The sequence below is a fragment of the Parapedobacter defluvii genome (assembly GCF_014642075.1).
GTDB classification, from domain to species: Bacteria; Bacteroidota; Bacteroidia; order Sphingobacteriales; family Sphingobacteriaceae; genus Parapedobacter; species Parapedobacter defluvii.
Window position 1 is genome coordinate 158,429 of record NZ_BMIK01000002.1, and the last position, 13,471, is coordinate 171,899.

A 13,471-nucleotide genomic window follows, 5' to 3' on the forward strand; every position below is an offset into this window, starting at 1 on the left:
GGAAATGAATTTTGATTATAATAGCACGCGGCCGAAATTGATTTTGGCGGAATATGGCCGGAATGTACAGAATATGGTTGATTACATCTGTGCATTGCCGACCAAAGAAGAGCGGAACCGCCACGCTCAGGTCGTTATTGATATGATGGGATTCCTCAATCCGCATCTTCGCGATGTGGCCGATTTCAAACACAAGCTATGGGATCACCTGCATATTATTTCGGACTTTAAGATCGACGTCGATTCACCTTATCCGACCCCCGATCGGAATGCCATTCACCCGAAACCCGAGCTGCTTGAATACCCGCAGCACCGGATCCGGTATAAGCATTATGGCCATACCATCGAAAAGATGATTGAACGTGCCCGGAAAATTGCGGATCCAGAAAAGAAAAAGAACATGACTCAGGCCATCGCCAATTTTATGAAAATGGCGTATGTGACTTGGAATAAAGATACCGTGGAAGATGATTCGATTATTGCGGATCTTCGCGAATTGTCTAACGGCGAACTGCAGCTTGGGCCCGATGTGAGCTTAACCAAACTTGATTTCAAAACTCCGCCTCCGGGTAGCCGGACCAAAGGAGGGACCACCCAACAGAACAATAACAACGGGAAAAACAAAAAACCTCAAAAGAAAAAGAAGAAGCATTGAATGCATTCGAAATATATGGGGGTAACCCATTAAAGGGTGAAATCATCCCTCAGGGTGCAAAAAACGAAGCCCTGCAGATTCTGTCAGCCGTTTTGCTGACCGAAGAGGCCGTAACGGTGAGCAACGTTCCCGATATCAAAGATGTCAATAAGCTGATTGAGCTGCTCGGTGACCTCGGAGTCGAAGTGCACCGTCAGAGTCAGGATACCTACGTGTTTAGGGCGAAGGATATCAACCTGGAATATTTCAAATCGGACACATTTAGAAGCAAAGGAGGTGGTTTACGGGGGTCTATTATGATTGTGGGGCCGCTGTTGGCACGGTTTGGTAAAGCCGCTATTCCTAAGCCCGGTGGCGATAAAATCGGACGCCGGAGACTGGATACTCATTTTTTGGGGTTTGAAAAATTAGGCGCCCGCTTCCATTACGACGCAAATGCCCATTTCTTCAACGTAGATGCAACGGACCTGACCGGCACGTACATCCTGATGGATGAAGCATCGGTAACGGGCACGGCCAATATAGTGATGGCGGCCGTATTGGCAAAAGGAACTACCACGATTTACAATGCGGCATGTGAGCCTTACCTACAGCAACTGTGCAAAATGCTGAACCGGATGGGAGCAAAGATCACCGGCATTGGTTCCAACTTGCTGACCATCGAAGGGGTGGACCACTTGGGAGGGACCGAACACCGCATGCTGCCGGATATGATCGAAATCGGTTCGTTTATCGGACTGGCAGCTATGACTGAGTCGGAGATTACAATCAAAGATGTTCATTTTGATGAATTAGGCATCATTCCCTCGGTTTTTTCCAAATTGGGAATCCGGTTCGAGCGGAAGGGTGATGACATTTATATCCCTCATCAGACCAGTTACGAGATCGATACCTTTATCGACGGCTCCATTCTCACCGTGGCGGACGCCCCCTGGCCGGGCTTTACGCCGGATCTGCTCAGTATTGTGCTGGTTGTGGCTACACAGGCCAAGGGCAATGTGCTGATTCATCAAAAGATGTTTGAAAGCCGGTTGTTTTTTGTTGACAAACTAATAGATATGGGCGCACAGATCATTCTGTGCGATCCGCACAGAGCTACCGTGATTGGTCTGAATAAGGCGTTTAAACTGCGGGGCATCGAAATGACTTCCCCCGATATCAGGGCTGGTGTTTCCCTACTGATTGCGGCCCTCTCGGCACAGGGAAAGTCCGTTATCCATAACATCGAACAGATTGAACGTGGCTATCAGGACATCGAAAGGCGGTTACAGGCATTGGGGGCTAACATCCGGCGCATTGACTCAAATCTACCGTTGCATTAAAACAATTATGTAAGTTAATTGTTATTTAATCCACATTAATTATAGGAAATAACAATCGCTTTTATATATTTGCATCGAATAATTGTTTAACCATCTATTACTTAATCATTCAAACCCATGGAAAAATTGTTTTTATCGGTAGCAGCAGGTGCACTATTGTTAACCTCCTGTGTAAGCAATCCAGAAGGAAAAAAAGCGGAAACGACCGACAGCGTGGAAACAACCGAAACGGTTGGGACAGGCAATACGCTAACGGTAGATACCAGTGCCTCCGAGTTGGCATGGACCGGGCGCAAAGTCAGTGGTCAGCATCACGGTACCGTCAAAATTAAATCAGGTTCGTTGACGGTAGATGGTGGGCAATTGACGGGCGGTAACTTTGTGGCCGACCTGACGACCATCACGAATCACGATCTCGAAGGTGAGTACAAAGGAAAATTGGAAGGCCACCTGAAGTCGCCCGACTTTTTTGACGTCGAAAACCATCCGGAAGCTACTTTCGAAATCACCAATGTAGCCCCCGGTTCGGAAGCAGGTGTGGTCAAGGTTTCGGGCAATCTGACCATCCGCGGGATCAGCAAGAACATTACGTTTGATGCCCATGTGGAAGAGGCAACAGATTCTTCTGTCAAAGCAACAGCGGATTTCAACATCGCTCGTGAAGACTGGGGAGTAAATTATGCGGGCCAGGCAGACGATTTGATCAGTAAAGAGATCAATTTGAAAGTGACGTTGGTGGCGAAAGCCTAAAAAGTTACAATGAAAGAACCCCTCAAGGCATTCAGCTTTGGGGGGTTTTTAGTATCCTGAAATCGTGTTAATGATGTCGTATTGTGTGATGATGTTGATCTTGCCGTATTCGTCTTCGACCAACACAGCCTGATTATCTTTGTGGATCAGTGATGATATTTTGTCGATCGATGTCCGCAGATCAACGAATGGAAAGGGCGGGGTACAGATCTCTTCTACCCCGGCTGATTTTAAGGAAGGATTTTCCAGCAGCGCATGTAAGATGTCGGCTTCTGTGACTTTTCCAATGACCATTCCCTGCTGAGTTACCGGTATCTGCGAGATGTTGAGTGTTTTCATCAGATTGAATGTCTCGATGACCGACTGTTCAACATCGGCTGTCACAATCGGCACATCACCCCGCTTCTTAAGGATAGCCTGTGCGGTCAGCTTTTCATCTTTGAGGAAGCCACGTTCACGGAGCCAGTCTTCGTTGTACATTTTACCCATATAACGAGACCCGTGATCGTGCAGAATAATGACAACCACTGAATTTTCGTCGAGCCGTTCACGTAGTTGGAGTAGTCCGGCTACCGCCGCCCCAGCAGAGTTACCGGCAAAAATTCCTTCCCTTCGCGCGATTTCCCGGGTCATCAGTGCTGCGTCTTTGTCCGTTACTTTCTCGAACAGGTCGATCACATCGAAGTCCACATTTTTCGGCAGGAAATCTTCTCCGATGCCTTCCGTGCTGTACGGATAGATCTCCTCCTTGTCGAATATTCCGGTTTCCTTGTATTTCTTGAAGACCGATCCGTATGAATCAATTCCCCAAACTTGTATATTGGGATTCTTTTCTTTGAGATACCGGCCTGCACCACTGATCGTTCCACCCGTGCCCACACCGGCAACCAGATGGGTAATCCGGCCTTCGGTCTGTTCCCATATCTCGGGGCCCGTCTGCTCGTAGTGGGCTTGCGTGTTGGACAGGTTATCGTATTGGTTGGCCTTCCACGAATTGGGAATTTCCCGTTCTAAGCGGCTGGATACCGAATAGTAGGAGCGGGGATCTTCCGGGTCGACATTGGTGGGGCAGACAATAACCTGCGCACCGAACGCACGCAGCGCGTCGATTTTTTCCTTGGACTGCTTGTCGGTTGTTGTAAAGATACATTTGTATCCTTTAATAACGGCTGCGATGGCTAACCCCATGCCGGTATTGCCGGATGTACCCTCAATGATGGTCCCACCGGGTTTGAGTAATCCGGCCTTTTCCGCATCTTCGATCATCTTTACCGCCATACGGTCTTTGATGGAATTGCCCGGGTTTGTGGTTTCTACTTTCACCAGTATCGTGCCTTTGACACCTTTAGTGATGTCGTTCAGCCTAACGAGTGGGGTATTGCCGATGGTTTCCAGAATGTTATTGTACCACATCACAAAACGATTAAAATTTCAGGTGTTTTACCGTCAATCCGTTATTGATGAGCTGCCGCAGGGATTCGATTCCAATGGTAAGGTGTGTTTCAACGAATTCGGCGGTTACGCTGGAATCACTTTCTACCGTTTTCACACCCTCCGGAATCATGGGTTGGTCCGAAACCAGCAGCAGCGCCCCCGTGGGGATTTTATTGGCAAATCCCACAGAAAATATCGTAGCAGTTTCCATGTCTACCAACATGGCCCGTATGCGCTTGAGATACCGTTTAAAGACTTTATCGTGTTCCCATACCCGTCGATTCGTCGTATAGACGGTTCCCGTCCAATAATCAAGTGAATGATCCCGTATGGTTGTAGAGATGGCCTTCTGCAACGCAAATGCAGGAAGGGCGGGAACTTCCGGTGGGAAGTAATCGTTGGAGGTTCCCTCGCCCCGGATTGCAGCAATCGGCAACACGAGATCGCCAATCTTATTTTTTTTCTTAAGCCCCCCGGCTTTGCCTAAAAACAACACCGCCTTCGGGGCAATCGCCGATAGCAGATCCATAATTGTTGCCGCCATCGGGCTACCCATTCCAAAGTTGATGATGGTGATGCCTCCAGCCGTCACACTTTGCATGGGCTTGTCCAAACCCATAATGGGGGCGTTGTCATGCATCTCTGAAAACAACCTTACATAGTTGGAGAAGTTGGTCAACAAAATATATTCTCCGAATTCGCCCAAGGGACGGCTCGTGTACCGGGGCAACCAACTGTTCACGATATCTTCCTTGGATTTTAAGCCCGGTTTGATGGGGCTTTGCACCGGTTTTACTTTTTTTGTTGCCATGGCGAGGCCCCTTGTTACGCCGCTTTCAGTTTTTTCAGATCAGATTTCTCAAACTTGTGTTTGGCGTATTCCAGTGATATGTATAACTCCTTCTGGTCATTTTTGTTTTTGGTAGAAGGAATTTCAAACATGGCATCCAGCATGATTGCTTCGCAGATGGAGCGAAGTCCACGTGCGCCCAACTTGAATTCTTCTGCTTTATCGACGATGAATTCAAAGACATCCTCGTCAAATTTGAGTGTCACACCCTCGTAATCAAACAACTTCCTGTACTGTTTGATGAGCGCATTTCTGGGCTCCGTGAGTATGTTAAGCAGCGTTTTTTTATCGAGTGGGTTGAGATACGTCAAAACCGGTAGCCTGCCGATCAGTTCGGGGATCAAACCGTAGTTTTTTAAATCCTGCGGCGTAATATATTTATAAAGGTTATTTACGTCGATGTCTGCATCTTCCTTGTTGACCTTATACCCAATGGTTTGCGTACGCAACCGATTGGCTATCTTCTTCTGTATGCCGTCAAACGCCCCCCCACACATAAACAGGATGTTATTTGTATTCACGGCAATCATCTTTTGGTCCGGGTGTTTGCGACCGCCCTGCGGTGGCACGTTAACGATGGTACCCTCCAGGATTTTGAGCAGCGCCTGCTGCACACCTTCACCGGATACATCCCGTGTAATAGACGGATTATCGCTTTTACGCGCTATTTTGTCTATTTCGTCGATGTAAATAATTCCACGTTCTGCGGCCGCAACATCGTAATCGGCGGCTTGAAGCAGGCGGGTCAGAATACTTTCCACATCTTCACCTACGTAACCTGCTTCCGTCAGCACCGTGGCATCGCATATACAAAATGGCACATTCAGGATTTTGGCAATGGTCTTGGCGAGCAATGTTTTTCCGGTACCCGTTTCGCCGACCATGATGATGTTGGATTTCTCGATTTCGATTTCATCTTTGTCCACCTTTTGGTTGAGCCGTTTGTAATGGTTGTATACCGATACGGCCATCACCTTTTTCGCATCATCCTGCCCGATAACGTATTGGTCAAGATGTTCTTTGATCTCGATGGGCCGTATTAATTTCAATGTCGTTTGCAGCGCCTTGCTTTTTCGCAGGTTCATCTCTTCGGCCAGAATTTCGCCGGCCTGGGTAATACAGCGGTCACATATGTGTGCACCGTCGCCTGCGATAAGCATCAATGCATCTTGTTTTCGTATACCGCAGAACGAACAGGTCACTTCTTTCATATTTTTTGCCATTTTATTTTTCCTTTTTGGAATTCAACACTTCGTCCACCATACCGTGTTCTTTGGCTTCCGAAGAGGTCATCCAGTAGTCGCGATCCGACGATTTTTCCACCCAGTCATAGGGTTTGCCGGAATGATGTGAGATGATTTCGTATAATTCCTTTTTAAGTTTCAGCATTTCACGGAGGTTGATTTCCATGTCGGAAGCCACTCCCTGTGCGCCTCCCGATGGCTGGTGTATCATCACGCGCGAGTGGGTCAATGCCGCACGTTTTCCTTTTGCGCCCGCGCAAAGTAATACCGCTCCCATAGACGCGGCCATACCGGTGCAGATCGTAGCCACGTCAGGCGTAATGTACTGCATGGTATCGTAGATTCCTAAGCCTGCATATACACTTCCACCCGGCGAATTGATGTAAATCTGAATGTCGCGGTGGGCATCTGCAGACTGTAGGAAGAGCAGTTGTGCCTGTATGATATTGGCTACCTGATCCGTAACGGCATCTCCAAGGAAGATAATGCGATCCATCATGAGACGTGAAAATACGTCCATTTGTGCCACGTTCAGTTGCCGCTCTTCGATGATATAGGGTGTAAGTGAAGTGGGCATCTTGTGTTCCACGCGGGAGATGAAGTTATCTATGTGTTGGCTGCCGATCCGGTGGTGCTTGATTGCATATTTCCTGAATTCCTTTTTATCGATACTCATATTTTTCTGATTAATTGTGCTAATATATATGATTTTGTTTAAATTTTAATTTGTAGCGCAGTATTTAATCGTTGCGACAAACATCAGGCCATTGGCATCTGAGACATTTTGACTGCCAAAATGCCCTATGATTTGCTGCCAGCATGTCGGTTTTTCTTAGGTAAAATACGGGGCGCCGAAGTCGGGGAGATCGGTGAGAAATTCAAAAGAACTATGCTCGAAATCAATGCGGCAATAGTAGTGCTGCAGGCCATTACTTACCAATAAAAAAGGAATACGGTGTACCGTATTGTATCGGGCGATCTGTTCAAATGCTGCCTGTGTGATTTTTACGGACGGAGCCTTAAATTCCGCCAGCAGAATCTTATTGCCTCCCGTGTCAAAGACAACCAGGTCGCTCCTCCGCGGCATCTCGTTAACCTTGAGCCCACCTTCCAGCTTAATGAGCGACTTCGGATAGCGTTTCGTGCGGATAAGGTGTTGTACCCAATGCTGACGCACCCATTCCTCAGGCGTAAGCACCAGTTGCTTTTTGCGTAATTCGTCAAATATATACAACTTCGTGCCATCCCGTTGGATCTTCGCGGCATACGCCGGTAAATTGAGCGGTATTGGAGTGAACATCCTGCAAACTTAGGTAAGTTACTTATAAAACCTAAAATAATGTTTAATTTGGCGGCGGAAAGAAAGATGGATGCCAATAAAATCATTGCCGATATAAAAAACAGGAAGTTATTGCCTGTTTACCTGTTGCACGGGGAGGAACCCTATTACATTGATCTGATCAGTGATTACATCGAGGAACACGTACTGGAAGAAGCCCATAAGGGGTTTGACCAAACAATCTTATACGGCAAGGATACCGATTTTGTAACCCTGGTGAATGCCGCTAAGCGGTATCCGATGTTAGGTGAGTATCAGGTTATTATTGTCAAAGAAGCCCAGAATCTTAAGTGGAAAGGGGATGATGACCTGCTGTTGGCTTACCTGGAAAACCCGATGCGAAGTACCGTGCTGGTGCTTGCTCATAAGCATGCGAAATTCGATAAGCGGAAAAAGATTTATAAAATAGCAGAAAAAGCCGGCGTGGTGCTCGAATCGGCCAAACTATACGACGACAAAATAGCTCCTTGGATCAACTCATTTGCCAAAGAACGGGGCTGGGAAATTCATCCACAGGCGGCTGCGATGATGGCTGAATACTTAGGGAATGACCTTTCCAAAGTGGTCAATGAGCTGGAGAAGCTGATGCTCAATGTACCGAAAGACCGCCAGATTTCTGCACAGGACATTGAACGGAATATCGGTATCAGCAAGGACTTTAATGTGTTTGAATTAAATACCGCCCTCGCAAAACGGGAAGCAACCAAGGCTTTTCAGATCGTATCGTATTTTGCAGCCAATCCGCGCAGTAATCCCATACAGGTGATATTGGGTGCCATGGCGGGGTATTTTACAAAAATATTGAAATACCATTACCTTCCTGATAAATCGCCGCAGGCGGTAGCGCGGGAACTCGGTGTCCATCCTTTTTTTACCCGGGAATACGATTTGGCGGCACGCAGTTATAACCGTCGCAAAACGTTTGACATTATCGCATATCTGCGCGAATACGACCTCAAGTCGAAGGGTTTGAACGCGGCAAATATCGAGCAGGGAGATTTGCTTAAGGAATTGGTTTACAAAATTCTCTATTAAATGATACATAGTCGTTTATTGACCGTAGCTTTTTTACTTCTTTTTTGTTGTTTCCAGGGGCAGGCCCAGCGGCGTGATACCTATACACTGCTGCAGGCGGGGGGTATATTCGGTATGGCCACGACAGGCGACCAGTCAGCGATGCATGGTTACCAATTCCAGTTTGCATTCGGCCGGAACTTTTATGACCGGATGTATCTCGGCCTGGGAATTGGCAATGATGTATACCGTGGCCGGACCACTTTGGCCGACGGAAAGCGCTCTACACGCCGGGTGAATACCCTGCCCATATTCGTGGATTTCCGCGCGCCGTTCGCCCGGATATCGCCACTCGGTACCTTCGGCGCGATGGTCGATGCGGGGTATGCTCCAAGTATCGGAGCCGATTATTTCAAAGGATTTCTCGGAAAAGCGGGTATTACTTACTCGCAGTTATTGGTAGAAGGGTCAGACTTGCAATTCAGCGCCGGTTACGGCTTTCAGCAGTTTGATTCCCGCTATTCAGGCTACAAATTCAGTCAGCATAACATTTTTATCACAGTCGGGTTATTTGTGCATTGATCTTACAAAACGACATTTGTTGAACGTTTCACCCGTACCCGGCGGGCCTTTGGAGTTTCAATGACCACATTCCTGAACGACCAGTTTTCTGCGTACCGGATGGTACCTGCTTCGGCCGCTGAGATGTGGACGTTTTCGAAGGAAAACCGCTGCAGGGGACTCTCACGCAATCCCTCTGCATAGATTGCTCGTTTTACGTTCCTTGCAGTTACGTTACGGATCTGCACATCACGGAAAGTAGGAATACCGCGTTCCTTCGGAATGACAGGTTTGAGTATTTTCAACCAGTAGTCTGGCACCTTATGGATGTCGTAACCCCTTGGAAGCGAGGCGTAGCTATAAGCGGGGTACCAGTTGGCGGTGACATCGATCGCGATCTCGACATCCTCCAGGGTGATGTCTTCCAAAAGCAGGTTCTCCACCACGCCGCCGCGGGTGATGGCAGATTTAAACCGGATGCCGCTCCGTGTACCCTGGGCGTGGAGATTCCGTGCCACAATGTGCCTTATTCCACCCGAGGTTTCACTGCCAAAGGTGATGAGGCCGGCTCCGTTACGGGAGATACAATCTTGTATCAGTACGTATTCCGTGGGGCGATTCACGCGGAGACCATCCCAGTCCCTACCCGATTTAAAGCAAAAATTATCGTCGTTGCAGTCGATATCCGAATTTTGGATTAAGATCCATGAAGAGGAATCAATGTCGATGCCATCGGTGCTGGGTCCATGACCGCCGATGTTGTTCCGCACGGTAATGCCCTCAATGGTCACGTACGAAGAGTAAAGGATGTGCACGGTCCAAAAGCCGGCCCGCTGGAAGGTGATATCTTCAATCAATACATCCTGGCAGTTCTCAACAAGCAAGGTGCGGGGCCGCTTGGCATCGTAATCTGCAATCCAACGGAGCTTCTTTCGATCGTACGTATTGCGCAAGGCCCAATAGGCATCCCAAAACGGCTTCCCCTGGCCATCTATGATGCCCCGGCCCGTTACCGCTGCGTTCCGTTGATTCAGGATGTTGACAAGTGCGGAAGGCCATTGCATTTCCACACCGGCCACACGTGTTGGAATTTCGGGGTAGTCGGCAAGATCCTGACTTCCCAGCAATTCGACCCCTTCGCCCACATGTAGTTCCACATTGCTTTTCAGATAAAGTGATCCGGTGAGGTATTTGCCATTGTCGAATACCACTTTTCCTCCACCCTGTGCGGCACAACTGTCGATAGCTGCCTGGATCGCAACCGTATTCATCGTAGCTCCATCGGCAATTGCCCCGTAGTCGGCTACGTTAAACAAGGTATCCGGGATAGTTAGCTTACGAACCCCCACGTGAGCCGTCCATTCGGGATCTTTTGCTAGCGCATCTCCTACCGCAGGTATCAGCAGCAAAATATATGGCAGGATCCGGGAAAAAAATCTCATTAGTGAAGGAGTTGTTTCTTTGCTTTATCCGGCTGCTCGGTAGCCTGTTTTAGGCGTACATAGCCTCTCGCTGCTCTTTTACGGAGTCACTGTTGATGTAGTCATCGTAAGTCATTAGCTTATCAATGATACCGCTTGGTGTCAACTCGATGATGCGGTTGGCCACGGTCTGAGTAAGCTCATGGTCGCGCGAGGTAAAGAGGATGCTTCCGCGAAAGTCATTCATGCCGTTATTGAGCGCAGTAATCGATTCCAGATCAAGGTGATTGGTCGGCTCATCGAAAAGCAACACATTCGCACCTTGTAGCATCATCCGGGAAAACATGCATCGCATCTTTTCACCGCCCGAGAGCACGGAGCATTTTTTGAGTACTTCTTCGCCGGAAAACAGCATTTTACCCAAAAAGCCACGGATAAATTGCTCGTCCTTATCAGCAGATGAATATTCCCGCAACCAATCAACCAAGTTTTCGGTTTTCCCTTCGAAATAAGGCGTGTTGTCCATTGGGATGTCGGCGATGTTGATCGTAACGCCCCACTTGAAGCTGCCTGTATAATCCGTATCACGTCCGGTCAGAATATCGTAAAATGCGGTGGTCGCCAAGCTGTTTTGGGAGAGTACTGCAATTTTGTCTCCTTTATTGACCATGAAGTCGACATCGCGGAAGAGCGATTCACCGTGTACTGTTTTTCCAAGCTTTTCTACCTGTAAAATCTGATCGCCCGCTTCTCTCGCCATGGTATTGAACATGATGGCTGGATATTTCCGGTTGGATGGCTTAATTTCTTCCAGGTTGATCTTTTCGAGTGCCTTCTTCCGGCTGGTGGCTTGCTTGGATTTGGAGGCATTGGCACTGAAGCGGCGGATAAACTCCTGGAGCTCCTTCACCTTGTCTTCCATTTTCTTGTTTTGATCAGCACGCTGTTTCAATGCCAGTTGGCTTGATTCGTACCAGAAGGTATAATTGCCTGTATAAATGGTCATTTTACCAAAGTCGATATCCACAACGTGGGTACATACGGCATCGAGAAAGTGCCTATCGTGCGATACGACCAGTACGATGGCTTCATATCCGGCCAGGAAGTCTTCCAGCCAGGCAATGGTATGGATGTCGAGGTCGTTGGTTGGCTCGTCCAGCAGCAGGATATCCGGACTGCCGAAAAGTGCCTGCGCCAACAACACGCGTACCTTTTGATTGCCATCCAGTTCCTTTACGAACTTGTAGTGAAGTGATTCGTCGATACCGAGGTTACTCAACAGCGTTGCTGCATCACTTTCCGCGTTCCAGCCGTCCATTTCTGCAAATTTAGCCTCCAGCTCGCCCGCGCGTTCGCCATCGGCATCAGAGAAATCCTCCTTTGCGTAGATGGCATCTTTCTCCTTCATGATGTCATAAAGTTCTTTATGACCCATCATCACCGTTTCAATAACGGAAAAATCATCGAACGCGTAGTGGTCCTGCTTCAGCACAGCCATACGTTCGCCGGGAGTGAAACTAACAGATCCGGTGGTAGGATCCACGTCGCCCGAAATGATTTTCAGGAAGGTGGATTTACCGGCACCGTTTGCACCGATGATGCCATAGCAGTTGCCAGGTGTGAATTTAAGGTTGACGTCTTCAAACAGTACACGCTTGCCATAACGGAGCGAGAGGTTGGATACATTAATCATGGGTGCAAAGGTACGGTTTTAAATACGAGGTACGAAATACGAAGTACCTTTATCGGTGTATTAATTCGGTCTCTAATACGATGTTCTGAAAGTCATACACCGGATACCGGCTTTCGATCAGTTGGATGAGCATCTCCATAGCCACCTGACCCATTTTAAAGGCAGGCTGACGGATACAGGTAAAATCGGCCTGAAGCAAATCAAGCACGTCGGAATTGGAAAAACCCGCTACGGCAGGATGTTCATCCCGGGGAGCAAGTTTGTTGTATGCAGAGAGACATCCCATGCTTAACCGGTCGCTGGCCACAAAAACTGCATCCGGTTTTTCTGGTAGGTTGAGAAAGTACTGGATGGCTTCCTCTACTTCCCGCTGTATGCGGCCGCCGTGATGGCAATAGCGGATGAGTGACTCATCCAAAGGAATGCCGTGTTGCTTTAAGGCGTCTTCGTATCCTTTCAGCCGTTCGGCGGTGATGGAGAGGTGGGGGGCGTTGGCGAGGTGGGCGATTTTTTTAAATCCGCGGTCGATCAGGGATTCGGTAGCCACCATTGCTCCCTTTTGGTTATTTGCGGTTACGGTATGGGTTTCGAACGCGTCGATAACACGATCAAAAAAGACAATGGGAAGCCCCTGCGCATGTAAATTTATAATATGCGAAAAATCCTTGGTTTCCGCCGACATGGAAATAAGCAGGCCATCTACGGCGCGGTTAGCAAGGTGTTGGATATTCACTACTTCACGCTCGTATGCGTCGTGGCTTTGGGAGATAATGACGTGATATCCTTTTCCATATGCTACCGATTCAATGCCATCAATCGCGTGTGAAAAAAAACTGTTGGCCACCTCGCATACCACCACGCCGATCGAATAGCTTCTTCCCTGGCGTAAGCTGGACGCCATGGGGTTGCGTCTGTAGTTGTGCTTTTCGGCATATTCAATCACCCGTTTCTTGGTTTCCTCGTTGATCTCGTAACTGTCGCTCAGTGCCCGCGAAACGGTAGACGGCGAAAGTTCCAGTGCCTGGGCAATGTCTTTTATAGTGATGGGTTTGAACACGGTATTTTTTTTGGAGTCATCAAAGATAAGGATTAACTCGATTGTCGGAAACGATTGCGTAATTTATTGCAACCGATGTGTTTGAAATATGCTGAATTATTTCTCTTTTTGTCGCAAACAATTATAGGCTG

The 13,471-nt window shown here is 48.1% G+C and carries 13 protein-coding genes; 5 read left to right on the top strand and 8 right to left on the bottom strand.

Translation table 11 applies throughout. The features are described from left to right. The first annotated feature begins 4 nt into the window (after positions 1-4). The 3 genes from IEX60_RS04490 (at position 5) to IEX60_RS04500 (ending at position 2,727) form a co-directional block, all read left to right on the top strand. Complete coding sequence (locus tag IEX60_RS04490) at positions 5-655, top strand: DUF4290 domain-containing protein (protein ID WP_188747881.1); 651 nt, start codon at positions 5-7, stop codon at positions 653-655. Further along, entirely contained in the window at positions 652-1,977 is a 1,326-nt protein-coding gene (murA, locus tag IEX60_RS04495) for a UDP-N-acetylglucosamine 1-carboxyvinyltransferase (protein WP_188747883.1), read from the top strand. The genes IEX60_RS04490 and murA overlap by 4 nt, the downstream gene beginning before the upstream one ends. Positions 1,978-2,094: 117 nt before the next feature. Continuing rightward, positions 2,095-2,727, top strand: a complete 633-nt coding sequence (locus IEX60_RS04500) for a YceI family protein (RefSeq protein ID WP_188747885.1) — start codon at positions 2,095-2,097, stop codon at positions 2,725-2,727. Positions 2,728-2,775: 48 nt separating this feature from the next. On the opposite strand, the gene IEX60_RS04505 is transcribed toward IEX60_RS04500, so the two are convergent. The 5 genes from IEX60_RS04505 to IEX60_RS04525 form a co-directional block, all read right to left on the bottom strand. Then, positions 2,776-4,140 carry a pyridoxal-phosphate dependent enzyme gene (locus IEX60_RS04505; RefSeq protein ID WP_188747887.1) on the bottom strand — a complete coding sequence of 455 codons (1,365 nt, stop codon included), beginning with the start codon at positions 4,138-4,140 and terminating at the stop codon, positions 2,776-2,778. A 10-nt stretch (positions 4,141-4,150) separates the two neighbouring features. Next, complete coding sequence (locus tag IEX60_RS04510; protein ID WP_188747889.1) at positions 4,151-4,972, bottom strand: AMP nucleosidase; 822 nt, start codon at positions 4,970-4,972, stop codon at positions 4,151-4,153. A 14-nt stretch (positions 4,973-4,986) separates the two neighbouring features. Then, positions 4,987-6,234 (bottom strand): ATP-dependent Clp protease ATP-binding subunit ClpX, encoded by a 1,248-nt coding sequence (gene clpX, locus IEX60_RS04515; protein ID WP_188747891.1) that lies wholly within the window; start codon positions 6,232-6,234, stop codon positions 4,987-4,989. A gap of 1 nt (position 6,235) precedes the next feature. After that, entirely contained in the window at positions 6,236-6,931 is a 696-nt protein-coding gene (gene clpP / locus IEX60_RS04520) for an ATP-dependent Clp endopeptidase proteolytic subunit ClpP (RefSeq protein WP_188747892.1), read from the bottom strand. Between the two features lie 156 nt (positions 6,932-7,087). Next, positions 7,088-7,555, bottom strand: coding sequence for a type I restriction enzyme HsdR N-terminal domain-containing protein (locus IEX60_RS04525; protein WP_188747894.1), 468 nt, complete (start codon positions 7,553-7,555; stop codon positions 7,088-7,090). Between the two features lie 66 nt (positions 7,556-7,621). Here IEX60_RS04525 and holA point away from each other — a divergent pair, with 66 nt between their 5' ends. Further along, on the top strand, positions 7,622-8,629 hold the full coding sequence (gene holA, locus IEX60_RS04530; RefSeq protein WP_188748630.1) for a DNA polymerase III subunit delta: 1,008 nt from the start codon (positions 7,622-7,624) through the stop codon (positions 8,627-8,629). After that, entirely contained in the window at positions 8,630-9,190 is a 561-nt protein-coding gene (locus tag IEX60_RS04535; RefSeq protein ID WP_188747896.1) for a hypothetical protein, read from the top strand. 2 nt (positions 9,191-9,192) lie between these two features. Here IEX60_RS04535 and IEX60_RS04540 read toward each other — a convergent pair whose 3' ends face one another. Genes IEX60_RS04540 through IEX60_RS04550 form a run of 3 tightly spaced genes read right to left on the bottom strand, consistent with a single transcriptional unit; the run spans position 9,193 to position 13,340 of the window. Then, complete coding sequence (locus IEX60_RS04540; RefSeq protein WP_188747898.1) at positions 9,193-10,611, bottom strand: glycoside hydrolase family 28 protein; 1,419 nt, start codon at positions 10,609-10,611, stop codon at positions 9,193-9,195. Between the two features lie 49 nt (positions 10,612-10,660). Next, entirely contained in the window at positions 10,661-12,283 is a 1,623-nt protein-coding gene (locus IEX60_RS04545; RefSeq protein ID WP_188747900.1) for an ABC-F family ATP-binding cassette domain-containing protein, read from the bottom strand. A gap of 49 nt (positions 12,284-12,332) precedes the next feature. Beyond that, positions 12,333-13,340: a LacI family DNA-binding transcriptional regulator gene (locus IEX60_RS04550; protein WP_188747902.1), complete on the bottom strand. Its 1,008-nt coding sequence runs from the start codon at positions 13,338-13,340 to the stop codon at positions 12,333-12,335. Positions 13,341-13,471 lie beyond the last annotated feature (131 nt).